The organism is Streptomyces sp. NPDC029296, assembly GCF_055569255.1.
In genome coordinates this window covers 150,216-176,506 of sequence record NZ_JBVHXT010000008.1, presented here as the reverse complement: position 1 = coordinate 176,506, position 26,291 = coordinate 150,216, and the positions used below count along the sequence as shown (strand labels likewise).

General features: G+C 71.8%; 24 protein-coding genes and 1 tRNA gene. 15 read left to right on the top strand and 10 right to left on the bottom strand.

Annotation, left to right across the window (positions count from 1 at the left end; genetic code table 11):
- Nucleotides 1-157 precede the first annotated feature (157 nt).
- Nucleotides 158-694: a GNAT family N-acetyltransferase gene (locus ACZ4W9_RS09640; protein ID WP_467934395.1), complete on the bottom strand. Its 537-nt coding sequence runs from the start codon at nucleotides 692-694 to the stop codon at nucleotides 158-160.
- On the bottom strand, nucleotides 691-1,968 hold the full coding sequence (locus ACZ4W9_RS09635; RefSeq protein WP_467934394.1) for an XRE family transcriptional regulator: 1,278 nt from the start codon (nucleotides 1,966-1,968) through the stop codon (nucleotides 691-693). Before ACZ4W9_RS09635 ends, ACZ4W9_RS09640 begins: the two co-directional genes overlap by 4 nt.
- 313 nt (nucleotides 1,969-2,281) lie before the next feature.
- Here ACZ4W9_RS09635 and ACZ4W9_RS09630 point away from each other — a divergent pair, with 313 nt between their 5' ends.
- From ACZ4W9_RS09630 to ACZ4W9_RS09610, 5 genes are all read left to right on the top strand, one after another.
- Nucleotides 2,282-2,692, top strand: coding sequence for an ATP-binding protein (locus tag ACZ4W9_RS09630; protein ID WP_467934393.1), 411 nt, complete (start codon nucleotides 2,282-2,284; stop codon nucleotides 2,690-2,692).
- Entirely contained in the window at nucleotides 2,689-3,030 is a 342-nt protein-coding gene (locus ACZ4W9_RS09625; RefSeq protein WP_467934391.1) for a hypothetical protein, read from the top strand. Before ACZ4W9_RS09630 ends, ACZ4W9_RS09625 begins: the two co-directional genes overlap by 4 nt.
- Complete coding sequence (locus ACZ4W9_RS09620; RefSeq protein WP_467934390.1) at nucleotides 3,027-3,500, top strand: hypothetical protein; 474 nt, start codon at nucleotides 3,027-3,029, stop codon at nucleotides 3,498-3,500. The genes ACZ4W9_RS09625 and ACZ4W9_RS09620 overlap by 4 nt, the downstream gene beginning before the upstream one ends.
- Nucleotides 3,497-4,189 (top strand): hypothetical protein, encoded by a 693-nt coding sequence (locus tag ACZ4W9_RS09615; RefSeq protein ID WP_467934389.1) that lies wholly within the window; start codon nucleotides 3,497-3,499, stop codon nucleotides 4,187-4,189. The genes ACZ4W9_RS09620 and ACZ4W9_RS09615 overlap by 4 nt, the downstream gene beginning before the upstream one ends.
- Nucleotides 4,190-4,298: 109 nt before the next feature.
- A complete protein-coding gene (locus ACZ4W9_RS09610; protein WP_467934387.1) occupies nucleotides 4,299-4,790 on the top strand; it encodes a P-loop nucleotide/nucleoside kinase family protein in 492 nt (163 codons plus the stop codon).
- Nucleotides 4,791-5,741: 951 nt separating this feature from the next.
- Here the strand turns inward: ACZ4W9_RS09610 and ACZ4W9_RS09605 are convergent.
- A complete protein-coding gene (locus tag ACZ4W9_RS09605) occupies nucleotides 5,742-5,963 on the bottom strand; it encodes a hypothetical protein (RefSeq protein WP_030615846.1) in 222 nt (73 codons plus the stop codon).
- A 436-nt stretch (nucleotides 5,964-6,399) separates the two neighbouring features.
- Nucleotides 6,400-7,038, bottom strand: coding sequence for a TetR/AcrR family transcriptional regulator (locus ACZ4W9_RS09600; protein WP_467934386.1), 639 nt, complete (start codon nucleotides 7,036-7,038; stop codon nucleotides 6,400-6,402).
- 194 nt (nucleotides 7,039-7,232) lie between these two features.
- On the opposite strand from ACZ4W9_RS09600, the gene ACZ4W9_RS09595 reads away from it, so the two are divergent.
- Both ACZ4W9_RS09595 and ACZ4W9_RS09590 read left to right on the top strand, forming a co-directional pair.
- Complete coding sequence (locus tag ACZ4W9_RS09595) at nucleotides 7,233-7,979, top strand: ABC transporter ATP-binding protein (protein ID WP_467934384.1); 747 nt, start codon at nucleotides 7,233-7,235, stop codon at nucleotides 7,977-7,979.
- Nucleotides 7,980-7,981: 2 nt separating this feature from the next.
- Complete coding sequence (locus ACZ4W9_RS09590) at nucleotides 7,982-10,462, top strand: ABC transporter permease (protein ID WP_467934383.1); 2,481 nt, start codon at nucleotides 7,982-7,984, stop codon at nucleotides 10,460-10,462.
- A 303-nt stretch (nucleotides 10,463-10,765) separates the two neighbouring features.
- Here ACZ4W9_RS09590 and ACZ4W9_RS09585 read toward each other — a convergent pair.
- From ACZ4W9_RS09585 to ACZ4W9_RS09575, 3 genes are all read right to left on the bottom strand, one after another.
- A tRNA-Arg gene (locus tag ACZ4W9_RS09585) sits at nucleotides 10,766-10,838 on the bottom strand.
- Between the two features lie 459 nt (nucleotides 10,839-11,297).
- Nucleotides 11,298-13,049, bottom strand: a complete 1,752-nt coding sequence (locus ACZ4W9_RS09580; protein ID WP_467934382.1) for an IclR family transcriptional regulator domain-containing protein — start codon at nucleotides 13,047-13,049, stop codon at nucleotides 11,298-11,300.
- Between the two features lie 132 nt (nucleotides 13,050-13,181).
- A complete protein-coding gene (locus ACZ4W9_RS09575; RefSeq protein ID WP_467934380.1) occupies nucleotides 13,182-14,492 on the bottom strand; it encodes a M6 family metalloprotease domain-containing protein in 1,311 nt (436 codons plus the stop codon).
- Nucleotides 14,493-14,769: 277 nt separating this feature from the next.
- Between ACZ4W9_RS09575 and ACZ4W9_RS09570 the strand changes: the two genes are divergently transcribed.
- Both ACZ4W9_RS09570 and ACZ4W9_RS09565 read left to right on the top strand, forming a co-directional pair.
- Nucleotides 14,770-15,417, top strand: a complete 648-nt coding sequence (locus tag ACZ4W9_RS09570) for a TetR/AcrR family transcriptional regulator (protein WP_467934379.1) — start codon at nucleotides 14,770-14,772, stop codon at nucleotides 15,415-15,417.
- Nucleotides 15,418-15,587: 170 nt separating this feature from the next.
- Entirely contained in the window at nucleotides 15,588-17,126 is a 1,539-nt protein-coding gene (locus ACZ4W9_RS09565; protein WP_467934378.1) for an MFS transporter, read from the top strand.
- Between the two features lie 47 nt (nucleotides 17,127-17,173).
- Here the strand turns inward: ACZ4W9_RS09565 and ACZ4W9_RS09560 are convergent, their stop codons facing one another.
- Complete coding sequence (locus tag ACZ4W9_RS09560; RefSeq protein WP_467934376.1) at nucleotides 17,174-17,683, bottom strand: MarR family winged helix-turn-helix transcriptional regulator; 510 nt, start codon at nucleotides 17,681-17,683, stop codon at nucleotides 17,174-17,176.
- Nucleotides 17,684-17,789: 106 nt separating this feature from the next.
- Between ACZ4W9_RS09560 and ACZ4W9_RS09555 the strand changes: the two genes are divergently transcribed.
- Nucleotides 17,790-18,581, top strand: a complete 792-nt coding sequence (locus ACZ4W9_RS09555; protein ID WP_467934375.1) for a dioxygenase family protein — start codon at nucleotides 17,790-17,792, stop codon at nucleotides 18,579-18,581.
- Nucleotides 18,582-18,590: 9 nt separating this feature from the next.
- Here the strand turns inward: ACZ4W9_RS09555 and ACZ4W9_RS09550 are convergent, their stop codons facing one another.
- On the bottom strand, nucleotides 18,591-19,109 hold the full coding sequence (locus ACZ4W9_RS09550; protein ID WP_467934374.1) for a GNAT family N-acetyltransferase: 519 nt from the start codon (nucleotides 19,107-19,109) through the stop codon (nucleotides 18,591-18,593).
- A gap of 193 nt (nucleotides 19,110-19,302) precedes the next feature.
- Between ACZ4W9_RS09550 and ACZ4W9_RS09545 the strand changes: the two genes are divergently transcribed.
- Together ACZ4W9_RS09545 and ACZ4W9_RS09540 are read left to right on the top strand one after the other, a co-directional pair.
- Nucleotides 19,303-20,301 (top strand): sigma-70 family RNA polymerase sigma factor, encoded by a 999-nt coding sequence (locus tag ACZ4W9_RS09545; protein ID WP_467934372.1) that lies wholly within the window; start codon nucleotides 19,303-19,305, stop codon nucleotides 20,299-20,301.
- A 545-nt stretch (nucleotides 20,302-20,846) separates the two neighbouring features.
- Complete coding sequence (locus ACZ4W9_RS09540; RefSeq protein WP_467934449.1) at nucleotides 20,847-21,470, top strand: TetR/AcrR family transcriptional regulator; 624 nt, start codon at nucleotides 20,847-20,849, stop codon at nucleotides 21,468-21,470.
- Between the two features lie 279 nt (nucleotides 21,471-21,749).
- Here ACZ4W9_RS09540 and ACZ4W9_RS09535 read toward each other — a convergent pair whose 3' ends face one another.
- A complete protein-coding gene (locus ACZ4W9_RS09535; RefSeq protein ID WP_467934371.1) occupies nucleotides 21,750-22,775 on the bottom strand; it encodes a helix-turn-helix transcriptional regulator in 1,026 nt (341 codons plus the stop codon).
- Between the two features lie 62 nt (nucleotides 22,776-22,837).
- On the opposite strand from ACZ4W9_RS09535, the gene ACZ4W9_RS09530 reads away from it, so the two are divergent.
- The 3 genes from ACZ4W9_RS09530 to pfkB all read left to right on the top strand — a co-directional run bounded on the left by ACZ4W9_RS09530 (nucleotide 22,838) and on the right by pfkB (nucleotide 26,252).
- Entirely contained in the window at nucleotides 22,838-24,349 is a 1,512-nt protein-coding gene (locus ACZ4W9_RS09530; RefSeq protein WP_467934370.1) for an MFS transporter, read from the top strand.
- A gap of 197 nt (nucleotides 24,350-24,546) precedes the next feature.
- The gene (locus tag ACZ4W9_RS09525; RefSeq protein WP_467934368.1) at nucleotides 24,547-25,308 is read left to right on the top strand and encodes a DeoR/GlpR family DNA-binding transcription regulator; all 762 of its coding nucleotides are present in this window, start codon (nucleotides 24,547-24,549) and stop codon (nucleotides 25,306-25,308) included.
- A complete protein-coding gene (gene pfkB / locus ACZ4W9_RS09520; RefSeq protein ID WP_467934367.1) occupies nucleotides 25,305-26,252 on the top strand; it encodes a 1-phosphofructokinase in 948 nt (315 codons plus the stop codon). Before ACZ4W9_RS09525 ends, pfkB begins: the two co-directional genes overlap by 4 nt.
- Nucleotides 26,253-26,291 lie beyond the last annotated feature (39 nt).

Below are 26,291 nucleotides of genomic sequence, written 5' to 3'. Positions count from 1 at the left end.
GCCGCCGTGATGATGCGTCGGCCGGTGGCGGGCCGAGCCCGAGCCGGACTTCAGCGTCGAACGCGCCGGCCCGGGTTTGCTTGTGGGAGAAGGGGGCCTGTCGTCGTGGATGGGGATCAGCACCAGCGCTGCTGCCACCTGCCGAAGATGGTGACCGTCAGATGGAGCGGATCATCACCTTCAGGACCGGCGAGGCCGCTGATGGCTGGCTCTGGCCGATGTCCTCGTAACCCCACGACCGGTAGAGCGCATGGACCTTTCCGTCACCAGCGACCGGGTTGACCATGAGTGTCACGTACGGCTCCTCGCGTGCGGCAAGCAGCGTGTCGTGGATACGCCGTGCGGTCCCTGTGCCGCGCCAGGCGGGCCGGACGCCGATCTCCTTGAGAGCGACGGCCGGCCGCTTGGTGTACTGCTCCGCCGGTGCCGGGGTAGTCCGCTGCCAATACCGATCGCCGTGCTCGATGGTGTTGCCGTAGGCGTACCCAACCGGATGGCCGTCCGCGTACGCCAGGACGGCTTCGAATCCGGGTTCGCCCCCGTGCCGGTCCAAGCGTTCGCCGAACGCGGTCACAGCGTAGTTCGGCAAGTGGAGCAGGGGAGCGCGTACCTCGGCGTATACGTCGATCAGGTCGCCGCGGACGGTATCCAGGGTGGTGAAGCGGCGGAGTTCGATGGCGGGGGCCTTGGTCATGCGCGGGTCCTCCAGGCAGCGGTGTGCTCGGTCCAGGTCTGCACGACGGAGCTGCCGGCCGCAGTGACTCGCAAAGCAGCCCCGAACTCTTGCAGCATGCGGGACACCCGGGCGTGTTGGGTAGCGGCAGCCGGAGACACCTTCATGGCCGTGGCCGTGGCAGCATCGGCGTCACCCTGGGCGAGCTGGGCGTGGGCGAGGCGCGTCGTCGCGATGGCCCGGGACCGGACCATGTGGGGCCGCAGAGCGGACAGGCAGCGGTGGGCGTGAGCCTCGGCGGTCGGGTAGTCACCCAGCGCCAGGTACGCCGACAGCGCCAGGGAATCCAGCTCGGCCTGATCGTAGAACGCGAGCATCCACACTGGCCGGTAGGTGTCTGGGGCCGCCCGTAGCATGGCGTCCTGCGCCTGCCCGAAGGATCTACGTGCCCCGGTGCGATCCTGAGCCGAGCCGTGGATCGCCGCCTGTCGGGCAAGACCGAGGGAGGCGAACATAGGATCCCGGCGGGTGATGTGCAGGGTCCGGGCGACGTCGTTGGCCGCGATAGCGTCAGCGGGACGGCCCATGTGGCGGTACATGGTGCCGGCATGGCTCCAGATACGGAACTTGATCGCTTGGTCACCGCTCATCTCCGCGAGGGCCTGGGCCTCCCGCATGTGCGTCTGCGCCTCGTCGTACCGGCGGCCGTCGATCGCGGCCCACATCGCAGAGGAGCGGAACGCTGCTGCGGCGGCGTACAGGTTGTTCCGGACGCGCTGAGTGGCGTTGCCGGCGTTCTGGAGGTTCAGTGCCTCGTCGGCGAGAGCGGCTGCCCGCTTTTCGATGCCGAGCTGGCCGCCGTAGCGGTGGTCGCTGGCGATGATCTCCGCGAATCGGTGCTGTAGACGGGCGACGTCGCTCATACCGATGCGGCGGGTGGCGGTGCCAGGCGCTACCGCTGTGGCGGCGGCTGCGGCGACACCGCCGACGAGGGTGCGACGCTTCATGTCGGGATCCTCCTGCGGTGGGGCGAGAGTGGACTGAGTCCGGCCCCGTGGCACGAACCCTAAAGCCGTGATGGGCAGACCGGAAAGATCTTCAATCGCTCTGCGCGTGGCCGACTTTGGCCACTTCACGCGGCCAGATTTCCAATCACGCACAGATGAGCCGTCATGTCCGCCGAGCCGCCCGGTCAGCCGCTCCTGAGCCTTATTCACCGCGTCGGCCAGAGTGTTGGAGCTATAGCCGTGGTCCCTCATCCACGCCTCAAGAGCCGTATTGCGCGTGATGTCCATAAGCGCACCGTAGTCGCTTGAAGCCAGTGCGTCAGGTAAATGCTCCGTCAAATCCCCCTAGGGCATTGCAGGCGAGACCAGCCCAATCGCCCTAACCACGCGGCTGTGGTCAGGAGTTGTCTGATTACTGGCCGCCCGCCACCTCGGAGGGTGGCCACTGAAAGTCCGACCTACTCGCTTCCTCGTGATGAGGAGAAGCGGGCGGGCTCCGCCAACCTCCCAAGGCAAGGCGTGACGATGGCCAATACAGGAATGCGGATGACCAGATCAAGCGCGACCGTCGGGGCCCCCGTCGTCGTCCCAATGGACAGCGGTGATAGCTGTGTGTAGGGAACTGCCGCAGGTCCGCGTACTGTGCCGCGACTCGGTATCCGTGCCGGCCGCGAGACACTTTGTGGTCGACGTGCTCACGGACTGGGGCCTGGTCAGCCTGCTGGACGATGCCGCGCTGGTTGTGACCGAGCTGGTGACCAACGCGGTCCGGCACACCCGGACGCCGACCGTCCGGATCGTCGTGCGCCGGATGCCGCCGGACGCGGTCCGGGTCGTCGTCATCGACAAGAGCCCTGAACTCTGGGCCGCTCTCCAGCCTGCGAGCCCTCTCGACAGCGGTGGGCGCGGCCTGGTGCTGGTGGACGCCGTGACCAGGTCGTGGGGCTGCACCCGCTGGCCCTGGGAAAAGCAGGTGTGGGCCGACCTGTCTACCGCTGGGGGCCGGGTATGACCGCCACTTCGACCAGGACGCTCTCCCGCATCCCCGCCGGCCTCCGCCCGCTCCTCCCCCTGCCACCCCTGAACGGTCTCCCCGACGCCAAGGCGCGCGGGGCCGAGTGCGCCTGGTGCGGCAAGCGGCTGTCGATCGCGACCGCCGTGGACCTCGGCGAGCGCCCGGCGCCGAACGGCACCACGTTGTTCCCGCGCGGCTGCCACCCGTGCACCCTGCGAGCCGCAGCCCAGGCGTACATCGCCCACCCCGGCCCCTGCCCACAGTGCGTCTACGACCTGAAGCCCTGCCCGGTCATGCAGGCGCTGCGGACTCTGCTGCTGGAGCTGCCCCGATGACCGTGCAGGTGCCAGAGGTGCTCTACGACATGCACGAGCGTGTTTCCTGGTACGAGGTCCCCCGGCTGCTGCCCGCGCCAGCCGTGGCCGGCGAGGCATGCGTCTGGTGCACCAGCCCGGCGGACGCCACCACCGTGCAGTTGGCCCCCTCGGCAACTCGTCCCCGCCTGGCCTGCCTGCGCTGCTATACGGCCCGGCTCGCCTGGTACCTCACCTGGGCGGACTGGCACACCCACTTCACGGCCTGCACCGCCTGCAGGCAGCGCCGCACCTGCTACGCCGGCCACGGACACCGCCTCCTGCACGAACAGACCGCACAGGCCATCGGCAAGACACCCGAGTGCCTCCTGTGCCCCGCCCCGCTGCTGCCGACGGAACCGGCCGCCCCCCTGTGCTGGGAGGGCACCGCCCGGTTCAACGCCGGGTACGCGCACCTCCGGTGCCTGACCGGACGGGCGAACACCCGATGACCGTCACCAGCCCCGTCCGGCCCGTCCAATACTGGGACGGCACCCCCGTCCCGTTCATCACCGCCTGGACCAGGGAACGCATCCCGCCCCAGCCCCTGGCCAAAGTCCGGCACCCCGGAGGGACGGAACTGGGCCTTCAGGGCGAGACGGATATCGAGCGGCACTACGGCGTGCCCTGGATGCGCATGCCGGCCACCCGCGGCGGCCGGCCCCGGCACGGAACCGTCCACGCCCTGCGCCAGCGCCAGGCGATGAGCCGCCTGCTCTGCCAGCTCTGCGGCGGACCCACCACCGGGACCCGGAAAGACGCACGCACACTCTTCCTCGCAGCCGGCGCCCGCCACCCCCTCCACGACGGAGAAGTGACGACGTCTCCACCCGTGCACGCCGTCTGCGCCCGCCTCGCCGTCGAACACTGCCCGCCCCTCGGCCACCGGGGCTGGACGGCGGCCCTCGTGGAGCACACACCGGTCTGGGGAGTCGCCGGGACGCTCCACGACCCCCTCACCCTCCAGCGGGTACCCGCGCCCGAGGACGGCGAGGGACTGCACCGCATCGCGTTCACCGACACCAGACGCATCCACTGGACCCTCGCAGCCCGCCTCGCCATCACCCTCGAAGGCGTCACCCCCGTCACCGACCTCGACGCCCTGACCAACGAGGAAACCGACGCCACCCGAGCCCCATGAGAAACCCCATATCCGGCAGCACCGGGCACGAACCACTATGCGTATAACGGTAATGATTCATCGATACCGCCCAGGTTCGCGGACGCCTCCTCGCGGAAGGGACGAGCACGTGCCCCTCGCCGTTCTCCTGGCCGGGCTGACCGGTTCCGGCAAGACCACCGTTGCCCAGGCACTGGCCGCGCGCGGCTTTACCCGGCTGTCTGTGGACGAGGAGGTGCACCGCATCCACGGCCGCTACGGCGTGGACTACCCCGAGCACACCTACTCCGAGCGGGAACGGCCGGTGGTCGAGGCCATCCGCCGGCGGTTCGTCGAGGAGCTGCGAGCGGGCAACGACGTCGTCCTGGACCACGGGCTGTGGCGTCGTGGCGAGCGCGATGCCTGGCGCGAGGCCGCCCGCCGAGCAGGCGGCCCTCCGCTGATCGTCTACCTCCCGGCCGGCCGGGACGATCTGCTGCGGCGCCTTGCCGAACGCAACCGGCGCGAAGACGCCAATGCCCTCACCGTCACCCCGGAAGCCCTCGACGACTTCTTCGCCCGCTTCGATGCCCCGGCCGAAGACGAGGACGCGTGTACCCCGGCAGCGTCGAAAGCCTCCTGACCGAGCTGCGCAGGGAACGCCAGGGCTGAAGGTCTCCACCGCATCACCCTGCTGAAGCGAGGCGGTTGCGCCTTGATCAGATGGGGATTCGCCGCAAGAGGGGCCCTCATACCAAGGAGAGGGGCCCTCCCGTCCAGCGGACGGGATGTCAGCCGTGGATGTCACCTCACACAGGCTGGGGTTCACTTACGACGCTTGCGTGCCTTCGCCTTGCGTTCGGCTTCCTTGCGCTTCTCGATGGTGTACGACGACCACTCGCCACGGTGCAGATTGCATCGCGACGCCCCGACCATCGCCAGCCGCCGGCACCGAGTGCCCTTCTCTGTGAGCGCTCCACACCTGGACTGCGTTCGAGCCACGTTTCCCACCCCAAGGTCTCGACCGTTGTGCGGACCGGTGCAGGATCGCCGGGCACGTGTCCTCCGCGGAAGGCGCACTGCTCCGCGCAGCGGTGCACGGCGGGTGAGGGAGGTGGCTCGGCGGCGCACGCTTTCCAAGTCTGCTGGTGCCTGGTCGGGGCGTGTAGAGGGCCGTCCACCCGCGTTCATGGGTGCCCTGGCTACGGGAAGGACCTGGCGTACGGTCTCGTCCGAACGACGGTGAACGGGGCCGAACGAGACGGAAACCGAGTCGGCCGCACTCTTCAGCGCAGCCTGGTAGACGGCCCGCGGCCAGTTGCCGGAGCCGCCGTCATTCGTGGACCTAGGCTGCCTTGGGCCGCGCCGCGCGTAGGCCCGAGGCGGGCTCCTGTGCGTCGAGTGGCAAGGTCTCGTCTTCCCCGAAGTCGGGAGCCTGGAAGGGGTTGGTCGCCGCCGGAGGCGGCGATGCCGCGGCGGAGCGACGGGGTTGCCCTTCCGGGGCGGAGAACAGCGACGTCAGATCGATGAGAGGACTCTCTTTCGTTACAGGCCCCTGGAGGGGCCTGGTGTGCCGTGACCGGGCACAGCGGTCCTACAGCCTGGTCATCTTGCCGTACGGGCTCAAGATCCGCATTTGCGCCGAGCCGAAATCCACGAGCGCCGCGATTCCGTCCTCGATGCCGATGACTCGGCCGAGGCCGTACATGTCGTGTGTGACCTGGTCGCCCACGGCGAAGTGCTTGGGAGCCGGTGTGACCGGCGCCTTGAAGGGGCTGGTGGGCAGATGACGCTTCGGCGCAGCGGGTTTTGTCATGACTCAGTATGAGCCTACGCGTATCCCGTTCGCTGTGGCCATCGGCACAGATCCGGACGGGAGCGACCGGTTCATGCCACTGACCTGCGATTTCGAGATCTGGTGAGGTGGAAACTTCACCGTAGGCCCCCCATCACCGACCAGCGAAGGCCCGGCCGGGGGCGTGCCGCGCGCGGGGAGCGGAGCGAACGCTTGACAAGGCCGACCAGGGCATACCCGTGCCCGTCGAGTCGGCCAAGCGCGGATCGGGCACGGGCGGGCCGTAGAGGGCTTGGCTCGCAGGCCGGCTGAGCCGCACCGCCGTGCTCTCCACTGGCGAGGTCACAAGGTGCAGGGGTGGCACCGTCCTCACGCCGGCACCACCAAAGCGGCGAAGACGAGGTTGGCGGCCGCGGGCCCGGTCGTCCCGCGGGCCCGGTCGTCCCGCGGGGCCGGGTCAGATGCCTCGTTCGATCGAGTCCATGAGCCGTTGTCCGGCTTCGTGGGCTTGCACGGGAAGCAGGCCGCGCAGGGGGCCGTCGATGAGGAGTACGGCCAGGCCGTGCACGGCGGACCAGACGAAGTACTCGGCGCCGGGGCGGCGGTCGGGTGGCAGGTCGCCGCTTTCGACGAGGTCGTCCAGGGCCGCGCCCAGAAGTTGGAACGCGGTCGAGGCCCCGGAGCCGTCGGCGGTTCCGACTTCGGTGCCGGCCATGTCGGTGGTGGAGAACGCGGCGCGGAACAGCCCCGGTTCGGTCTGGGCGAAGCGCAGGTAGCTGGTGGCGAGTGCGCGGATGCGGGCTCGGGCGGACTCGACCGGGTCCTCGGCCGGAGGCAGGGCCGCCAGCTCCGTCTCCATGGCGGCGGCCAGTCGGGCCAGCGCGGCCTGGCGGATGGCGCGCAGAAGGGCGTTGCGGTCGGCGAAGTGGCGGTAGGCGGCGTTGGGGACCACGCCCACCCGTCGGGTGACCTCGCGCAGGACCACCGCGTCCGGACCGCTGTCGCGGACCAGTTCGAGTCCGGCCTGGATCAGGGCGTTCCGCAGATCGCCGTGCCGGTAGGTGTCGCGCTTCCTCGCCCCGGCCCTGGAAGTCATCGCCACTCCTTTTGTGGACGGCGTCCACATATCTGTGTACTCTGCGAAACGCCCGCCCCACGTCGCGGCGCCCTTGTGGCGTGGCAATGTGGACATCGTACACAAGATGCGTTGAGCAGCCTGGATCGTCCGTCCCGCAGCACTGCGTGGACTGACGGTGATCGCACCGTCACACTTCGACGACGAGGAATTCCATGGACGATGCAGTACGGCTCGAGTCGCTGGCCAAGACCTACGGATCGGGCGACAGCGCGGTGACCGTGCTGCGCGACATCCAGGTCTCCTTCCCGAAGGGGAGCTTCACCGCCGTCATGGGGCCGTCCGGCTCGGGGAAGTCAACACTGCTGCAGTGTGCCGCCGCTCTGGACCGGCCCTCGTCGGGCCGGGTATTCATCGACGGGACGGATATCGCGGGGCTGAGCGAGACCCAACTCACCGAATTCCGGCGGGAGACGACCGGCTTCGTCTTCCAGTCGCTCAACCTGCTGCCCTCACTGACCGCCGAGCAGAATGTGGCGCTGCCGGTGCGGCTGGCCGGGCGCAAGCCCGATCGGCGGGCGGTGCGGGAGGCACTCGCCCAGGCGGGGCTGGAGAAGAAGGCAGGGAGCCGTCCCAGTCAGCTCTCCGGCGGCCAGCAGCAGCGCGTCGCCATCGCCCGCGCGCTGGTGACCCGCCCGGCCGTACTCTTCGCCGACGAACCCACCGGTGCCCTCGACCTCGCCACAGGACGCGAACTCCTCGATGTGCTGCGGAGACTTGTCGACAGCCCGGCGGACGACGGACTGAGCACGGTGGTGATGGTCACGCACGATCCGAACGTGGCCTCGTGTGCGGACCGGGTGCTGTTCCTCGCTGACGGCGGCCTGGTCGGCGAACTGATCTCTCCCACGTCCGAAGCCGTCGCCGCGCGGATGACCGAGCTGGCGGTGCCGGGGTGCTAGCAGTGGCTTTCCAGACCCTGCGGGGCCGCTGGGTATCCTTCCTCGGCACCGTCGTGGCGTTGGTACTCGGGGTTGCCCAGGTCGCGGCCATGGGACTACTGCTGATGACCACGCTCGATCCGCCGGACCGGCCTGTGGAGCGGTTCGCGGGCGCCCCGGCCGTGGTGATGCCCTCCGACCCGGCGTGGAATCCCGCCCACCACGACCTCGGCGTCCGCTCGTTGCCGCAGGCCGAAGGCGTATCGCAGGAGCTGCTGCGGAAGGTCTCCGGCACCGGCGGCACCGTGGTGGACCGGGCCTTCTACGCCCAGCTCGAAGGCGGCCCCAAGGACCAGGTCGGGCATCCCTGGCCAGTGGCGCGGTTCGGCGGGTACACGTTGCGGGAGGGCCGCGCGCCCGCCTCCGCCAGGGAGATCGTCGTCGCCTCCGGCCGGGCGCGGACCGGGGACGAGGTGACCGTGCTGACCGCCGCGGGCGTCGGATCGTACACAGTGAGCGGCACCGTCACTCCGGTCGACTGGGAGGACGCGGTCTTCTTCACCGACGCCGAAGCGTCCCGCCTGGCCCCACGGATCGAGGCTCTGGTGGCGCTGGGTGCGATCGACAAGGTGCGCGAGGCAGTCGGTGAGGACGCCGAGGTGCTCACCGGGCAGGACCGTCACCAGGCCGACGCCAGCGATGACCGCGACCGCGAGGCACTGGACAACACCCTCACCCTGGTGCCGGTGATGGCCAGTGTGGCGGGCACCACAGCGGTGTTCGTGGTGGCCTCCACCTTCGCCTTCGCAGTGATGCAGCGCCGTCGCGAGGTCGCCCTGCTCCGCACGGTGGGTGCCACCCCCCGACAGGTACGCCGGATGATACGGAGCGAGGCGCTGCTGGTCAGCGGCCTCGCGTCGGTGGTGGGTACGGTACTCGGCCTGTTCGGCGCGCAGCCGCTCGCCGGCCTGCTCATCGGGATGGGTGTCTCCCCACCCTGGTTCCGTATCGAATCCTCGCTGCACTGGACCGTGCTGGCGCCACTCGCCGCCGCCTTCCTGGTCGGTGTCCTGGTCGCGCTCTGCGGTGTGACCGTCGCCGCACGCCGGGCCGGCGACATCCGTCCCGCCGAGGCGCTGCGCGAGGCGACGGTCGACGACTCCGGGATGACCCCGGGACGACTGCTGCTCGGCGCCGTCGGGCTGGTCTGCGTAGCCGGGCTGACCGCCTGGATCGCGCTCGGCGACCCCGCCATGGTCCTCTCACCCAGCGCCTACGCTCTCTCTCTGCTGGTTCCGGTTCTGGCCGCCGCTGTACTCGCACCGCTCGCCGTCGGACCGTTCACCCGGCTGTTGATGTGGCCGCTGCGCCGCTTCCCGGGACCCATCGCCATGCTCGTACGGGAGAGCGTGCTGACCTCGCGGCGGCGCACCGCTGCCACAGCCGTGCCCGTCCTGATCACCGTCGGCCTGACATTCTCGCTGTTGGCCGCCACCGACGCGCTCGGCGCGGCACGCGAGAAGGGACTGCAGAACCAGGTGAGGTCGGAGTATGCGCTCGCCCCCGACGGCACTCCGGGCATCAGCCCACAGGTCGTCGAGAAGGTTTCCCGTATCGACGGCGTGCAGGTCGCGGCCCCCGTCCTCACCACCCTCTACACCCACGACGAGGACCGGCTGGAGGTGAACGACGGGCTCGTTGTGGACAGTGCCGCACTGAAGCGGATGATGGACCTGACGGTGGTCGACGGCTCGCTGGGCGCCCTGGAGGACAACAGCACGGTCGTGCCCGATGTGTGGGGCATGAACGTCGGCTCGACGCTCAAGGTCCTGATGGCCGACGGCGAGGAGGCCGACCTGCGCATCGCGGCGACCTACCATGCGCTGCGCGGCGAGGACGTCGCCTATCTGCCCCAGCGGTTCGCCGGGACCGCCGTCTACGCTCGCGACGGACTCGCTCGGCGCGCCTACATCTCACTGGAGTCCGGTACCGACCGCACCGCCGCGACCACGGCGATCCGCCGGGCGGTCGCCGGAACCGGAGCCCGCCTCATCACCAGGGACCAGCTGGTCGCCTCGGAGAGCGCCTACGCACGCCACCTGACCGAGGTGCGGCAGCGCTCCATCACCGTGATCGTCGTGATGTTCTGCTTCATCGCGATCCTCAACACCCTGCTCATGGCGACCGCCGACCGGCGACGCGATCTGGCGGTGCTCCGGGTGGCCGGAGCCACCCCGAAACAGGTCATGTGGTTCTTCATTGCCGAATCGCTCCTGGTGGCCGCCATCGGGGTGGCACTGGCACTGATCGCGACCGCGCTCAACCTCACCGGTCTGTGGGGCGCACTGCACCAGCTGTTCGGCACGGCGCCCATCACGGTGCCCTACGCGGTGATCGCCGGCATCACCGTCATATCCACGCTGCTCGCCGTGGCCGGAACCGTGCTGCCCGTCAGCGCGGCATTGCGCGCCAGGACGGTTCAGCTCGTCGGCACCCGCGAATAGCCACACGGAACCGTCGCGAGGTCCGTCGCACGGTCGGAGGCCCGGCGATGCGAGAGCCCACTCCGGGCGACCTGTTCGTCGGTCGGTCGTGGGAAAACGCGGCTATGGCCGGTTGGTACTGGAGATGGAGGGTGTCCGGCAGGCGGGTCCGGCGGTCGCCCGATGCTGATCCGCATGGGGCGATGTACGGGAGAACGACTTCCCGTCAGCTCACGCGAACGGCCCCGGACGCGGAGTCCGAGGCCGAGCAGGATTCCTCCCTGACCTGGGAGGAAACCCCCAAGTCAGAGCGGTAACGCGTTGTGCCCCCGGCAGGATTCGAACCTGCGACACCCGCTTTAGGAGAGCGGTGCTCTATCCCCTGAGCTACGAAGGCCGGGATCTGTCGGGACGTGGTGCGGTGTGTCGCCGACAGGGGTGGTGGCCTACTGGTAGGTGTGGGCCGCCGCCGACAGTGTAGCGGGTGGGGGTGCCCGGGGGCGTCGGTGGGCGTCGGGCCGGTAGAGGCGGGTAGTCCGGGTAGCCGGTGGCGTCGCCGCCGTAGAAGGGGGACGGGTCGGCGGGGGCGAGGGGACCGCCCGTCGCGAGGCGGTGGGGGAGGTCGGGGTTGGCGAGGAAGAGTCGGCCGAAGGAGATCAGGTCGGCGGTGCCGTGCTCGGTCAGGGGCGGTTCCTCGGGGCCGGTGGGGCGCTTTCCGGTCTCTGGGTCGAGGATGAGGGCGCCCGGGCAGGGGCGGCGCAGCGCGAATGTCAGTTCGCGGTCGCCAGCTTCCATGACGTGCAGGTAGGCCGGTTCAGCGCACCGCGCCGGGTCCGCCGCCGGTGGCCGCCCCGGTTCAGGACAGGGGCACGTGGGTGAAGCGGGACGCCGTGTGGAGGTCCCGTTGGATCGCGTCGGCCGTCGTGCGCAGTGCCGGGAGGAGGTGCCGTACGCAGTCGTCCAGGGTGCGGCGGGCCGTGTGCGTGGCCACGTTCACGGCGGCGACCGCGCGGCCCGACCGGTCCCGTACCGGTACGGCGACCGACCGCAGGCCGGACTCCAGTTCCTCGTCGGCCAGGGCGTACCCCTGGGCCCTGATCGCGGTCAGTTCCGGGGACAGGGGGCCGTCGGCGTCCGCCAGGAGGACCCGGCCCAGCGAGGTCGCGGCGGCCGGCAGCCGCGCGCCCACCGGTATGCGCACGGTCAGGACCCGGCTCGTGCCCGCGCCCGCCGTGTACTGGATCTCCGTGCCGTCGGGCGTCAGCACCGCCAGTGCCGCCGCCTCGCCCACCCGGTCCGCCAGCGCCCGCAGCAGCGGTTGCGCCAGGCGGGGGAGGGAGGTCCGGGACAGCGGCGGGAAGCCGAGGTCCAGGACGCGCGGGGTGAGCGTGAAGGCGCGTTCGTCGTGCGCGGCGGCGGCCACCAGGCCCAGGTGCTCGTGGGTGAGCAGCGCCCGGCGGGCGGTCGCCCGGGACAGGCCGGTCGCTCGGGCCACGTCCGTCAGGGACAGCGCCGGGCGGCCTTCGCCGAAGGCCGTCAGCACCGTCAGCCCCCGGGCCAGCGACTCCACGAAGTCCCGGCCCAGTTCCTGCTTGGACGCCGTCGTCCAGGTCGCGAGGCCGGCGGGCGCGGGCCCCGGCGCGGGCGGGGGCGCGGTCCGCAGGTCGGCCTCCATCGCCTCCACCGCCGTACGCAGCCGGGGCAGCAGGGTGGTGGGCAGCTCTCGAGCCGGGTGCCGGCTGGTGTGGCTGACCACGCTCGCCACGCAGGCCAGGCGGCCGGTGCGGGGGTCGCGCACCGGGGCGGACACCGCGACCAGGCCCGGCTCGATCAGCTGGTCGTCCAGGGCCCAGCCGTCCCGGCGGGCCGCCCGCACCCGGTCCGCGAAGGCCGCGCCGACGGCATCGACGGCGTCCGCTTCTACGGCTTCTACGGCATCGACGGTATCTACGGCGTTCGCGTCTACGGCGTCGACGGTGTCCGCCGCGCCGGCATCGGCCTCGACGGAGGCCGTGGTGAGGGAGCGTTCCGGGCGCGGGGGCACGGCCGGGAACGCGGTGTCCCGCGGGTCCCCGGCCCGGCGCGCCCGCCACCGGCTCCAGTCCCGCTCCGTCCACTCCGTGGCGAACAGCGCGCCCGGCGCGGTGCGTTCGGCCGGCAGCAGGTCGCCGATGCGGAAGCTGACGGACAGCGCGCGGCGGCGGGTGGCCTGGTGGATGAAGCGGATGCCGTCGCGGTCGGGGACCGCCAGCGACACCGACTCGTCCAGCGCGTCGGCGAGGGCGTCGGCGCGCTCGCCGAGCAGCGCGGGCAGGCGCAGGGCGGCGAGGTAGGCGTTGCCCAGCTCCATCACGGCCGGGGTGAGCACGACGTCCCGGCCGTCGAGGCGTACGTAGCTCATGCGGGCCAGGGTCGCGGTGATCCGGTCCACCGTGGAGCGGGCGAGACCGGTGGCCCGCTCCAGCGCGCTCGGGCTCAGCGTGCCGCCCGCCTCGGCCAGCCGGCGCAGCACCGCGACTCCGCGCACCAACGGCCCGACCGCCTCCGCCGGCACTCCGGCCCCGTCCCCGGCGCGGCTGTCGGCATCCACTGCGGTCATCGCGGGCATCGTCTCTCCGGTACGGCATCGGGGCACGCCTACGGTAACCCCGTAGGGGACGGGCCACCCTTCCCGTACGGACCCGGGGCCGCGCGGCACCCGGCGGCCCGGCAGGCCCCCGCCATCCCCCTCCCTCATTCCTCAGGACTCGTCCGCCACCCGCGCCACCCCTCCATCCCGGCTCACCCGGATCCGGTAGTTGCCCTCCGTGTCCGTCGACACCACCCGCACGTTGATCCCGTGCCGTGGGTCCTTGAAGGTCTCGCCGGGGGTGAACGGGGCGTCGGAGAGTTCCGCGTGAACGTTGGGGCTGCGGGTGCAGCCGCCGCTGCCGCGGTGGCTGTCGAAGACGGTGACCGGGCCGCGGCCGGTGCCGACCGCCGCGTCGATCCTGTAGATGAGGACGCCGGGACGGCACACCGTCTCGTCGTTGCCGCCCTGCGCGCGGACTTCCAGCGCGTAGGCGGTGCGCGCGGTGACCGGTATGAGGACCAGTTTGCCGCCGCCCTGCTGGTACAGCGGGGAGAGGGTGAACTCGACGCTGCCGGGGCCCGCCGCGCAGCCGACCTGGCCGCCGTCCAGCCAGCCCAGCTTCCACTTGTGCCAGCCGAGCAGGTCGTTGTTGGCCCCCCAGTCCTCGCTCATGATGTCCCAGTGCCCGACCGTGCCCCCGCCGTCCTGCGTATAGAGGTCGGGCAGGCCGAAGGTGTGGCCGTTCTCGTGCGGCAGCACCCGGTAGCCGGTGCGGTCGTAGGTGCCGGAACCGTCGTCCTGGCGGGAGTAGACGAAGGACGCGTTGGAGACGCGCACGCCGTCGGCGACCGGGGCGTCGTCGTTGCCGGCGAAGGTCACGGACAGCACGGTGTCCAGCGCGGACGGCCCGGCGTTCGGGGTGACGAGCACGTTCAGCAGGTCGTAGGCGCGGAAGTCCACCGTCGGGTCGGCGGCGGCCACGAGGTCCTGCACCAGGCTGCGGTAGCCGGGGTCGAAGGGCGCGCCGCGCTCTATGCCGTACTGCCGGAACGGCTTGGGCATGCGCAGCCAGCCGGTGACGGGGGTCTCGGGGCGGTAGTCGAGACGGCCGTACGAGGAGGTGTGGAACCAGTCCTGGGTGCGCGGGAAGAACTCGTGGAAGCGGTCCATCGCGGCGCCCTTGCCGGGCGCGTCGGGGAAGTCGACCATCAGGGTCAGGGCGTGGACCGTGCCCGTGGAGCGGGAGTAGCCGGCCGGGGTGGGCAGGCCCTCGGTCATCTGCACGTCCAGACCGCCGCGGATCATGCAGGGGAGCAGTGCGGAGGAGCGTCCCAGGCCCGTGGGCCCGGCGGTGGTGGGCGCCGTCAGGTGTCCGGTCCCGGCCGAGGTGCCGACCGCGAGGGTCAGCGCGGTCACCACGGTCAGGGCGGCCACCCGGCGCGGGCGTATGCGGTGGCGGGGCTGCGGCTGCGGCTGCATGCAGGGACCTTTCGCGCCACGGCAGCCGCTGGTCACCGGCTGCACCCTTGCGCTCACCCTGGGGCGGCGGGGCGGCGGGCGCTCGCTGGAGGAGACCGATGGTGGGAAACGGGCTCGGCGGACGGGTGAAACCCGGTGGACGGTGAGTATGTCCCAGGTCACAAACGTTTCTTCGGGCGGCCGGAAATAACCGGGGACGCTTTCCCCGTTTAGCCCTGTGTCCGAGCGAAGCGGGGAGCCAGTCCCCGGATCGCCCCCTCGACCCGAGGAGTACGCCGTGCCCGCCGCCACCGCCCCCGCCGAGCGCAAGGTGACCCGGCCGCGCGCCGACGCCCTGCGCAACCGGGAGCGGATCGTCGCCGCCGCCCGGGAGATGATCGTCGAGCACGGCCCGGACGTGCCGATCGACGAGATCGCCCGCCGGGCCGGCGTCGGCAACGCCACGGTGTACCGCAACTTCCCCGACCGCGACGCCCTCGTCCGCGAGGTCGTCTGCTCCGTCATGGACCGTACGGCCCGCGCGGCCGAGCTGGCCCTCGCGGAGACCGGGGACGCCTTCACCGCCCTGGAGCACTTCGTGCACGCCGCCGCCGACGAGCGGATCGGTGCGCTGTGCCCCATGGTGTCCAGCACGTTCGACCAGCACCACCCCGACCTGGAGGCCTCCCGTGAGCGCGTCGAGCGGCTCATCGAGGAGGTCATGGGCCGGGCCAAGGCGGCCGGGCAGCTCCGGCCGGACGTCGGCGTGGGTGATCTGACCGTCGCCATGGGCCAGTTGAGCCGGCCCCCGGCCGGTACGGACTGCCCGAGCGGCGACCGCTTCGTCCACCGCCTGCTGCAGTTGTTCCTCGACGGCCTGCGGGCGCCCGCCCGCTCCGCCCTGCCGGGTGAGGCCATCAGCATCAGGGAGCTGCGCGCCTCCTGACCGATCAGTCCAGCTCCCGCGCCCAGTCCACCGACAGTACGGCGGTTCGTACGGCCGTTCCCTTCCTGTTCACCGTTCCGCCTTACTCCGTTTTCTCGTCATTTTTCACCACGCAGTCCGTCACCGAGCCCTGAGTTCCCAAGCTCCGAAGTCCTGAAGTGGGTATCCCCATGTCCGAAACAGCCCGCAAGGCTGCCGGCGTCGCCGTCCCGAACGGTGACGCCAACCGCTGGAAGGCGCTCGTCTTCATCGCGCTCGCCCAGCTGATGGTCGTTCTCGACGCCACCATCGTGAACATCGCCCTGCCCGCCGCCCAGGAGGACCTGGGCATATCCGACGGCAACAAGCAGTGGGTGATCACGGCCTACGCGCTCGCCTTCGGCGGTCTGCTGCTGTTCGGCGGCCGGGTCGCCGACCTGTGGGGCCGCAAGCGCACCTTCGTGCTCGGCCTGGCCGGTTTCGCCGCCGCTTCCGCGCTCGGCGGTGCCGCCACCACCGGCACCCTGATGTTCGGCGCCCGCGCCCTCCAGGGTGTCTTCGGCGCGCTGCTCGCCCCGGCCGCGCTGTCCCTGCTCGCCGTCATGTTCACGGACGCCAGGGAGCGCGCCAAGGCGTTCGGCATCTACGGCGCCATCGCGGGCGGCGGCGGCGCCGTCGGCCTGATCCTCGGCGGCTTCCTCACCGAGTACCTGAACTGGCGCTGGACCTTCTTCGTGAACGTCCCGTTCGCCGTGGTCGCCGCGGCCGGCGCCTACTTCGTCATCCGTGAGCCGGAGGGCAGCCGCAACCGCAACCCGCTCGACATCCCGGGCGTCCTGCTCTCCACCCTCGGCCTGGTCGCGCTGGTCTACGGCTTCACGCGCGCCGAGTCCGACGGCTGGAGCGACACCGTGACCGTGTCGATGTTCGTCGCGTCCGTCGTGCTGCTGCTCGCGTTCGTGGTGGTCGAGGCCAAGGTCAAGGCCCCGCTGCTGCCGCTGCGCGTGGTGACCGACCGCAACCGCGGCGGTATCTACCTCTCGCTGGGCCTCGCGATCATCGGCATGTTCGGCCTGTTCCTCTTCCTGACCTACTACCTGCAGATCGTGAAGGGCTACTCGCCGGTCAAGACCGGTTTCGCCTTCCTGCCGATGGTGGTCGGCATGATCACCGGCTCCACCCAGATCGGCACCCGGCTGATGACCCGGCTGCCGGCCCGGCTGCTGATGGGGCCCGGCTTCCTGGTCGCGGGCGTCGGCATGCTGCTGCTGACCCAGCTGGAGATCGACTCCTCGTACCCGGCGCTGCTGCTGCCCGCCATGCTGCTGCTCGGCCTCGGCATGGGTACGGCGTTCATGCCGGCGATGTCGCTGGCCACCCAGGGCGTCGAGCCCCGGGACGCCGGTGTCGCCTCCGCGATGGTCAACACCTCGCAGCAGGTGGGCGGCGCGATCGGCACCGCCCTGCTGAACACCATCGCCTCCTCGGCGACCACCTCGTACGTCAAGGACCACATCGCCGGTGCCACCGGCAAGCCCCAGCAGCAGCTGGTCGGCCTCCAGGGCATGGTGCACGGCTACAGCGCCGCGATCTGGGTCGCCGTCGGCATCCTGGCGCTCGCCTCGCTGATCGCCTTCACCTTCGTCAACGCCGGCCGTCCGAGCACCGCCACCGTGACGACCGGTGACGGCGTCGAGGACGAGGTGCCGGTGCCGGTGGTGGCCCACTGACGGTCCGGACGGTGAGCCACCGCGTGGGCTAGGGGACCAGCGGAGTCCTAGCGGAGCCAGGGCAGGTCCGCACCCGCTTCCTTGGGCTGGAGGCCCTCGGCGACGATCTCCATGATCTCGCCGAGGGCCTTCTGCTGTTCCGGGTTCAGCCGGTCGAACAGGGCCTGCCGTACGGCGTCCACATGGCCGGGCGCGGTGCGCCGCAGCACCTCGAAGCCCGCGTCGGTGAGCACGGCGAACTGGCCGCGCTTGTCGGCGGGGCAGTCCTCCCGGCGGACCCAGCCGTTCTTCTCCAGCCGGGTGACGGCGTGCGAGAGCCGGGAACGGGTGATCTTCGCCTGCATCGCCAGCTGGGTCATCCGCAGCCGGCGGCGCGGGGCCTCGGCGAGGCCGACGAGCAGGCCGTAGTAGACGTGCGGCATACCCGCGTCGCGCTGGAGCTGCCGGTCGAGGTGGTCCTCCAGCAGGGTGGTGGCGTGCAGATAGGCGCGCCAGACGTGCTGTTCCTCGTCGGTCAGCCAGCGGGGCCGTACGGCGGGGTCCGGTGCCTTGTTCATATGTCCAGTCTACGAGGCGACTTCTTGAAACTTGAATCACTCTTGGTAGAGTTCCACTGGAAACTTGAGAATTAAAGCGCCTGTCAGAGCCCCGGGAGCCGCCGCGATGTCCGCCACCACCCAGGAGCGCATGCCCGCCCTGTACCTCAGCCACGGCGCCCCGCCGCTCGCCGACGACCCGGTCTGGCCCGGCCAGCTCGCCGCCTGGTCCGCCGCCCTGCCCCGCCCCCGGGCGATCCTCATGGTCTCCGCGCACTGGGAGGAGGCCCCGCTCGCCCTCGGCGCGGTCGACACCGTCCCGCTCGTCCATGACTTCTGGGGCTTTCCCGAGCACTACTACCGGGTCCGCTACGCCGCCCCCGGCGCCCCCGCGCTCGCCGACTCCGTCCGCAAGCTGCTGCGCGCCCCCGGGTTCCCCGTACAGGACATCCCCGACCGGGGTCTCGACCACGGCGCCTACGTCCCGCTCGTCGAGATGTACCCGGACGCCGACATCCCCGTCCTGCAGATCTCCCTGCCCACCCTCGACCCGGTGCGCCTGATGGACCTCGGCCGCAGGCTCGCCCCGCTGCGCGACGAGGGCGTGCTGATCGTCGGCTCCGGCTTCTTCACCCACAACCTGGCCGCCCTGCGGCACACCGGGCCGGGCGTGCCGAGCTGGTCGGCCGAGTTCGACGACTGGGGGCGGCGCGCCCTGGAGGCCCGCGACTGGGACGCCCTGCTCGACTTCGCCGACAAGGCCCCGGCCGGCCGCTACGCCCACCCGCGCACCGAGCACTTCGCGCCGCTCTTCGTCACCATGGGCGCGGCGGAGGCCGGCGGCGGGATGGACGCGCAGAGGTCGGTGATCGACGGGTTCTGGATGGGAATGGCGAAGCGGTCCGTGCAGTTCGGATAGGAGGCGCCGCTAGAGCGCCCTCTCGTACCAGGCCACGTCCCAGTAGCGGCCGAACTTGCGGCCGACCTCGTGGAACGTGCCGATGTGCCGGAAGCCGAAGCGGGCGTGCAGCCGCTCGGAGGCCTCGTTCGGGCGGGCGATCCCGGCGTAGGCGCGGTGGACGTCCTCCTCGGCCAGGGCCGTGAACAGGGCGTCGTAGAGCAGCGTGCCGATGCCGCGCCGGCCGGCGTCCGGGGCCACGTACACCGAGGTCTCCACGGACGTCCCGTACGCGGGCTTCGGCCGGTGCGGGCCGGAGGTGGCGTATCCCAGCACGCGCCGCGTGTCCGCCTCCGTGGCAACCATCAGCCGGTGCGGGCCGTCTTCCGGGTGGGAGAGCAGCCACGGGCGGCGCTCCTCGGGAGTGAAGACCGCGGTGTCGAAGGTGATGGCCGTCTCACGGACGTAGTGGTTGTAGATCGCCGTGAGGGCGTCGAGGTCTGTCTCGATCCCCGCTCTGACCTGCACCTCGGCCCGCTCCGACGGCATCTCGCCTCCTCGTGTGGCGGACAGGGTACTGCATGATCAGAAAAATCGCGGGGCGGGTTGGGAATTCTGTCCGGATTCCAGTCGTTGTTTCCCTCGGATGCAGGGCACTCGGAGAGAGTCCGGAGACAGTCCCCTTCGGTGCCCGCGCGTTCACCAGGACCACCCGCCAGCCCACCATCGCAAGGGAGCACGCATGGCAACCCGTGCCGTCGCCCGTCGTCAGTCCGCCACCGGCGAGACGGCCGACTCGGCAAGCAGTGTTCGCGCTCATGGCGGCGAGATCGCAGACCGCGACCTGGTCGGCATGTACCTCGACGAGATCGCGCGCACGCCGCTTCTGGACGCCGCAAAGGAAGTCGAGCTGTCCCAGACCATCGAGGCGGGTGTGTTCGCGCAGCAGGTACTCGACGGCGAGGAGGAGACCCGGTCGGACGCCAGCCGCGAGGAGCTCCAGGCGCTGGTCGACGCCGGTGAGCGCGCCAAGGACGTCTTCATCCGCTCCAACCTCCGCCTGGTCGTCGCGGTGGCCCGGCGCTACCCGCGCAGCGGCCTGCCCCTGCTGGACCTGATCCAGGAGGGCAACGCCGGCCTGGTGCGCGCCGTCGAGAAGTTCGACTACCGCAAGGGCTTCAAGTTCTCGACGTACGCCACCTGGTGGATCCGGCAGGCCATCACCCGCTCCATCGCCGACCAGTCCCGCACGATCCGGCTCCCCGTCCACCTGGTGGAGGAGCTGGGCCGCATCCGCCGCGTCCAGCGCGAGTTCAACCGCGAGCACGGCCGCGACCCGGAGCCCGCGGAGGTCGCCGCGGAGCTGGGTTCGACGCCGGAGCGCGTCATCGACGTCCTGGACTGGGCCCGTGACCCGGTCTCGCTGAACATGTCGGTGGACGACCAGGGCGAGACCCAGTTCGGCGACCTGCTGGAGGACACCTCGGCGGTCTCCCCGGAGCAGTCGGTCCTCACCCTGCTGCGCAGCGAGGAGCTGGACGACCTGATCGGCCGCCTGGACCAGCGCACGGCCTCCATCATCAAGATGCGCTACGGCATCGAGGACGGCCGCGAGCGCACCCTGACCGAGGTCGGCAAGGAGCACGGCCTCACCCGGGAGCGGATCCGGCAGATCGAGAAGCACGCCCTGCTGGAGCTGAAGAAGCTGGCCCGCGACACCGGCTTCGACGCGGCGGCGTGACATACGGCGCACCGCGCGGCGCGGTGCGCACGCCGGGCGGCGCGGGTGGCGAAAGACGGCGCAAACATGGCGCGGTCCCATCGCTTCAACCGTCGCGCCCCAGGGAACAACCCTTCCGGGCCCGTAAGGGCCCGGGGCCGGCACTCCCCACCACCCGCACCCCCACACCGCACCACCCGGCAGGCCACCGAGCCGGCCGACCCGCGCGAGCCACGTCCCGACGCGATCCCCCCCCGGCGCCGGGACCTTCCGAGCCGGGCTCCGGCGCCTATCCCCCCCCAGGCGCCGGAGCCCGGCCTCTTCATGTGCGGGGGAGCCTTGCGGGGCGGGAGAGGGCGGACAGGTGCAGGAGGAGGCGGACACGCCGCGGAAGCTGGAACGGCGGCCCACCCCGTACCTGAACCCCGGGGTGGACCGCCGGATGGCAGATTCTGCCACACGGGCATAGCCTGCCGGGCATGAGCACCACCCCCAGCGCCGCCCACCAGCCGTTTTCCGCCTCCGCGCCGGTGTCCCTCACCGAACGCCGGAAGGCCGAGACACGGATGGAGATCGCCCGGGCGGCGGCGGCCCTCTTCGTCCGGCAGGGCCTGCGGGCGACCCGCGCCGAGGACATCGCCCAGGCCGCGGGCATCGCCCCGCGCACGTTCTACCGCTACTTCGCCACCAAGGAAGAGGCGGTCGCCCCCCTCTATGCCGCCGGCGCCCAGCGCTGGATCGAGGCGGTCCGCACGGCCCCGGCCGACCTGCCCGTCCCGCAGGCACTGGAACACGCCGTCCGCCACACCCTCACCCCCGGCCTCGGCGTGTCGGCCGCGTCCTGGGAGTGGCTGCGCACCCTGGTCCGCCTGGCCGACACCAGTCCCGCCCTGCGCAAGGTCTGGGCGGAGGTGTGCCAGGCGTCGGAGGGCGCGCTGGCGGAGATCCTCGCGGCGCGGGAGGGCGGCGGCCGGCCCGCACCGGAGCCCCGCGAGACCCCGGGTCCGGCGCGGCCCGGCCCGCACCTGCGGTTCGCGGCGGCCGTGGCGGGGGCCGCCGTACGCGTCGCCGTGGAGTCCTGGGCCGCCACGACCGCCCGCTCCACCGGCCCCGAGGGCCCCGCGTCCCTGGCCGTACGCAATCTGCGCGCCCTACGGGACTTCGCGTGGGGCGACGCCGTAGGGGCCTGAGGCCCCGGACGGGTCTGCCGTCCCTACAGGCCCGAGGCCGCCTACGGGGCCGGGGTCCCCCGGGGATGCCCAGCGTCCCCCGGGGCCCCGATCACCCTTAGGGGCCTGAAGTCCCGTAGGTCCCTGGAAGTCCCGTAGGTCTCTGAAGTCCCCTAAGGCCCTGGAGTCCCCTAAGGCCCTGAAGTCCCCTAGGGCCCTGAAGCCTTCTACGGCCCTGAAGTCCCCTACGGGCCTCAGGGCCCATGGCCCTGTGACACCCCGTACGACCCTGGGGAGCCCTTACTGCCCCTCCACCCCCGAAACCCCCGAAACCCCCACACCCCCCGCACCCTCCTCCGTTCCGGGGCCCGCGGCTCGGCTCAGGCGGTCTCCCAGGCGCCGTGCGCACTCCACCAGTTCCGCGGGTCCGCGGACCGTGAAGTCCGTCCCCGCCATCGCCAGCCGTACCGCCAGCCACTCCACGGGGTCGCCCGTGGTGCCCCGCAGGACGCAGCCGCCCGCGCCGTCGTCCTCGGGTTCGCCGAGCCAGCCCGGGATCCGCGGGGCGAGGCGGTCCGCCGGCGCGGCGAAGCGGACCTCGAAGGCGTACGTCTCCTGCCGCCGGTGGATGGACTGCCGCAGGTACTCGGCGGCGCTCCCCGTCGGCAGCTCGCGCGGCGCGAACCGGACGCCGGTTGCGAACGGCTCGCTGACCCGGTCGACCCGGAAGGTCCGCCAGTCCGCCCGGTCGACGTCGTAGGCGACGAGGTACCAGCGCCGCCCCGTCGACACCAGCCGGTGCGGCTCGGTCAGCCGGCGCGAAGCGCTGCCGTCCTTGTCGCGATAGGCGAACCGCAGCCGTTCGTGCCCCGCCACCGTGGACGCCATCACGGTCAGCGTCTCCGGCGCGATGCTCGGCCCGTCGCCGTGGGTCAGCGGGGTCGTCGCGGCCTGAAGGGTGGAGACCCGGTGCCGCAGCCGGGACGGCAGCACCTGCTCCAGCTTGGCCAGGGCCCGCACGGACGCCTCGTCCACCCCCTCGACGGCGTGCCCGGCGCCGGCCCGCAGCCCCACCGCGATGGCCACGGCCTCCTCGTCGTCCAGTACCAGCGGCGGCATCGCCTTGCCCGCGACCAGCCGGTACCCGCCGTCCGCGCCCCGCGTGGCCTGCACCGGATACCCCAGCTCGCGCAGCCGGTCGACATCCCGCCGCACGGTCCGCCGGGACACCCGCAGCCGGTCGGCCAGCTCGCCCCCGGGCCACTCGCGGGGCGTCTGGAGCAGGGACAGCAACTGAAGCAGCCGGGCCGGCGTGTCGGTCGTCATAGGGACGAGCATGCCGCGGATATAGGCCGCGATCTGACCTATCGCCGACCTAGGTTCTCCTCATGACCTCGACTCCGACGGCGCTTCCCGCTCCTCCCGACCGATCCCGCTGGCTGGCCCTGGCCATCGTCATGACCGCGGCCTTCATGGACCTCGTGGACGTGACGATCGTCAACATCGCCATCCCGTCCATCCAGCGCAGCGAACACGCCTCGGTCGGCCAGATCCAGTGGATAACCGCCGGCTACGCCCTCGCCTTCGCCGCCGGCCTGATCACCGGCGGCCGGCTCGGCGACATCCACGGCCGCAAGCGGCTGTTCCTCCTCGGCATCGGCGGCTTCACCGTCGCCTCCGCCCTGTGCGGCTTCGCGGTCAACCCGGAGATGCTCGTCGCCTCCCGCTTCCTCCAGGGCGGCATGGCCGCGCTGATGGTGCCGCAGGTGCTGTCGATCGTGCACGCCACCTTCCCCGCCCACGAACGCGGCAAGGTCTTCGGTCTGTTCGGCGCGATCGTCGGCCTCGGCGCGGTCTCCGGCCCGCTGCTCGGCGCGCTGCTGACGGAGGGGAACCTGTTCGGCCTCGAATGGCGGCCCATCTTCCTCATCAACCTGCCCGTCGGCGTCCTCGCCTGGCTGCTGGGCCGCCGGTTCATCACCGAGTCCCGCGCCCCGAAGGCGCTGAAGCTGGACCTCGTCGGGGTCGCCCTGGTCACGCTGGGCCTGCTGATGCTGCTGTATCCGCTGATCCGCGGGCGCGAGCTGGGCTGGCCGCTGTGGGGGTACGGCTCGATGGCCGGCGCCCTCGTCGTCTTCGCGGGGCTGGTGGCGTACGAGCGGCGCAAGGCGGCGCGGGACGGCTCCCCGCTGGTCGAGCTGTCGCTGTTCCGGGTGAAGAGCTTCGCCGCCGGTATCGCCGTACAGACCGTGTTCGGGATCGCGCTCGGCATCTTCTTCCTGGTCTGGACGCTGTACATGCAGCTGGGCCTGGGCTGGAGCCCGCTGCGGGCCGGACTGACCGGCGTGCCGTTCTCGCTCGCGGTGTCCACGGCGGCCGGGCTGTCGGTGCAGCAGCTGGTCCCGCGGTTCGGCCGGAAGGTGCTCCAGGCCGGCGCGCTGGTGATGGGCGCGGGCGTACTGCTCTACCTGTGGGAGGCGGGCCACTACGGACTCGCCATCGCCTCCTGGCAGATGGCCCTGCCGCTGGTCGTGATGGGTCTCGGCATGGGGCTGATCGTGGCCCCGCTGACCGACGCGGTGCTCTCCGAGGTGCCGCGCGAGCACGCCGGTTCCGCGTCCGGGCTGATCAACACCGTGCAGCAGATGGGCAACGCGCTGGGGCTGGGGCTGGTGTCGGTCGTCTTCTTCGGGCGGATCGGCGACCGGCTGGCCGCGGACCGGGTCGGCCCGGCCTTCGTGGACGCCTTCCAGCACGCGCTGTGGTACGTCGCCGGGATCATGGGCGCGATCTTCCTGCTGATGTCCGCCCTGCCGAAGCGCCCGGCCCAGCACGTGGAGGGCGCGGCGGAGGAGACGCCGGCGGGCGAACCGGAGCCCGAGCCGCAGCTCGTGCACTGACCCGGTACGACGACGCGGGGCCCGGCACCGTCCAGGTGCCGGGCCCCGCCGCTGTCCGGGCTCCGGACCGAGCCGGGGAGCCCGGCCGGAAGTCCGTTCATGCCCGAGTGGGATCTGAATCTGTTTACTTTCCGGGAATCCGGACGTAGCCTCCCTGTGAAACCACACGTTCGGGCACAAGGCGGAGGCGAACGGACATGTACGCACCGGAGCGGCAGCAGGAGATCCTCCGGCTCGCCCGGGACGGCGGCCGGGTCGACGTGCTGTCGCTGGCCGAGGAGTTCCAGGTCACCGCGGAGACGATCCGCCGCGACCTGAAGGCCCTCGACCGCGCCGGGCTCGTCCGCCGGGTGCACGGCGGTGCCATCCCGGTCGGCCGCCTCGACTTCGAGCCGGACCTCGCCGAGCGCGAGTCCACCGCCGCCGGCCAGAAGGACCGCATCGCCAAGGCGGCCCTCGCCGAGCTCCCGGCCGAGGGCACGGTGATCCTCGACGCCGGCACGACGGTGGCCCGCCTCGCCGCGGCGGTCCCGCTGGAGGCGTCCCTCACCGTCGTCACGCACAGCCTGCCCATCGCCGCCCGGCTGGCCGACCACCCGGGCATCCAGCTCCACCTGGTCGGGGGCCGGGTACGGCACCGTACGCGCGCCGCCGTGGACGCCTGGGCGCTGCGCGCGTACGGCGAGATCCGCGCCGACGTGGTGTTCGTCGCCGCCAACGGCTTCTCCGCCGAGCACGGCCTGACCACCCCGGACCTCGCCGAGGCCGCGGTCAAGCGGGCCGCGGTCGGCGCCGCCCGGCGGGTGGTGCTGCTGGCCGACTCGGGCAAGCACGGCCAGGAGCACTTCGCCCGCTTCGGCGGCCTGGGCGATGTGGACCTGCTGATCACCGACAGCGGGCTGAGCCCGGACGACGCCGCCGCCCTCGAGCGCGGCGGCACGGAAGTGGTGCGCGCATGATCCTCACCGTCACCCCCAACCCGTCCCTGGACCGCACCTACGAGGTCCCCGCCCTGGAGCGCGGCGAGGTCATCCGTGCCGACGGCGAGCGCGTGGACCCCGGCGGCAAGGGCGTGAACGTCTCCCGGGCGGTCGCCGCCGCCGGCCGGCGCACGGTCGCCGTCCTGCCCCTGGGCGGTGCGCCGGGCGCGCTCGTCGCCGAGCTGCTGGACGCGCAGGGCATCGAGGTCGCGCCGGTCCCGGTCGCCGGCGCCACCCGCTCCAACATCGCGCTCGCCGAAGCCGACGGCGTGCTCACGAAGATCAACGCCCCGGGCCCGGAACTGTCGGCGGCCGAACAGGAACTCCTCCTGGACACCGTACGGTCGCACTCCCGCGCCGCCGACTGGATCGCGTGCTGCGGCAGCCTGCCCCGGGGGCTCGCGCCCTCCTGGTACGCCGACCTCGTCACGCGGGCGCACGCCGCCGGTGCGCGGATCGCGCTGGACGCCTCCGGGCGCGCCCTGCTGGAGGCGCTGCGTGCGCGGCCCGACGTGGTGAAGCCCAACGCCGAGGAACTGGCGGAGGCCGTCGGCCGGCCCCTGGCGACCGTGGGCGACGCGTTCAAGGCGGCCGAGGAGGTGCGCGCGATGGGCGCGCACGCCGTCCTGGCGAGCCTGGGCGCCGACGGACAGCTCCTGGTGGCGGACGGCGGTGCCTGGTTCGGCGGCGCGCGGGTGTCCGCCGTCCGCAGCAACGTCGGCGCCGGGGACGCCTCCCTGGCCGGCTTCCTCATCGCCGGCGGCACCGGCCCCGAGGCGCTCGCCTCCGCCGTCGCCCACGGCGCCGCCGCCGTCCGGCTCCCCGGCAGCGTGATGCCGACGCCCGCCGACCTGGAACCGGCGGCGGTGACCGTCACGGCGGACATCCCGCACGACCGCGCACTGACGGAGCCGGTCTCATGACCCCGCTCGTCCGCGCACTGACGGAGCCGGTCTCATGAC

Coding starts and splice junctions, on each gene's coding strand:
- ACZ4W9_RS09640 (WP_467934395.1), bottom strand. CDS start 694: ATGACCAAGGCCCCCGCCATCGAACTCCGCCGCTTCACCACCCTGGAT.
- ACZ4W9_RS09635 (WP_467934394.1), bottom strand. CDS start 1,968: ATGGACATCACGCGCAATACGGCTCTTGAGGCGTGGATGAGGGACCAC.
- ACZ4W9_RS09625 (WP_467934391.1), top strand. CDS start 2,689: ATGACCGCCACTTCGACCAGGACGCTCTCCCGCATCCCCGCCGGCCTC.
- ACZ4W9_RS09620 (WP_467934390.1), top strand. CDS start 3,027: ATGACCGTGCAGGTGCCAGAGGTGCTCTACGACATGCACGAGCGTGTT.
- ACZ4W9_RS09615 (WP_467934389.1), top strand. CDS start 3,497: ATGACCGTCACCAGCCCCGTCCGGCCCGTCCAATACTGGGACGGCACC.
- ACZ4W9_RS09605 (WP_030615846.1), bottom strand. CDS start 5,963: ATGACAAAACCCGCTGCGCCGAAGCGTCATCTGCCCACCAGCCCCTTC.
- ACZ4W9_RS09600 (WP_467934386.1), bottom strand. CDS start 7,038: ATGACTTCCAGGGCCGGGGCGAGGAAGCGCGACACCTACCGGCACGGC.
- ACZ4W9_RS09595 (WP_467934384.1), top strand. CDS start 7,233: ATGGACGATGCAGTACGGCTCGAGTCGCTGGCCAAGACCTACGGATCG.
- ACZ4W9_RS09580 (WP_467934382.1), bottom strand. CDS start 13,049: ATGCCCGCGATGACCGCAGTGGATGCCGACAGCCGCGCCGGGGACGGG.
- ACZ4W9_RS09575 (WP_467934380.1), bottom strand. CDS start 14,492: ATGCAGCCGCAGCCGCAGCCCCGCCACCGCATACGCCCGCGCCGGGTG.
- ACZ4W9_RS09565 (WP_467934378.1), top strand. CDS start 15,588: ATGTCCGAAACAGCCCGCAAGGCTGCCGGCGTCGCCGTCCCGAACGGT.
- ACZ4W9_RS09560 (WP_467934376.1), bottom strand. CDS start 17,683: ATGAACAAGGCACCGGACCCCGCCGTACGGCCCCGCTGGCTGACCGAC.
- ACZ4W9_RS09555 (WP_467934375.1), top strand. CDS start 17,790: ATGTCCGCCACCACCCAGGAGCGCATGCCCGCCCTGTACCTCAGCCAC.
- ACZ4W9_RS09550 (WP_467934374.1), bottom strand. CDS start 19,109: ATGCCGTCGGAGCGGGCCGAGGTGCAGGTCAGAGCGGGGATCGAGACA.
- ACZ4W9_RS09545 (WP_467934372.1), top strand. CDS start 19,303: ATGGCAACCCGTGCCGTCGCCCGTCGTCAGTCCGCCACCGGCGAGACG.
- ACZ4W9_RS09540 (WP_467934449.1), top strand. CDS start 20,847: ATGGAGATCGCCCGGGCGGCGGCGGCCCTCTTCGTCCGGCAGGGCCTG.
- ACZ4W9_RS09535 (WP_467934371.1), bottom strand. CDS start 22,775: ATGACGACCGACACGCCGGCCCGGCTGCTTCAGTTGCTGTCCCTGCTC.
- ACZ4W9_RS09530 (WP_467934370.1), top strand. CDS start 22,838: ATGACCTCGACTCCGACGGCGCTTCCCGCTCCTCCCGACCGATCCCGC.
- ACZ4W9_RS09525 (WP_467934368.1), top strand. CDS start 24,547: ATGTACGCACCGGAGCGGCAGCAGGAGATCCTCCGGCTCGCCCGGGAC.
- pfkB (WP_467934367.1), top strand. CDS start 25,305: ATGATCCTCACCGTCACCCCCAACCCGTCCCTGGACCGCACCTACGAG.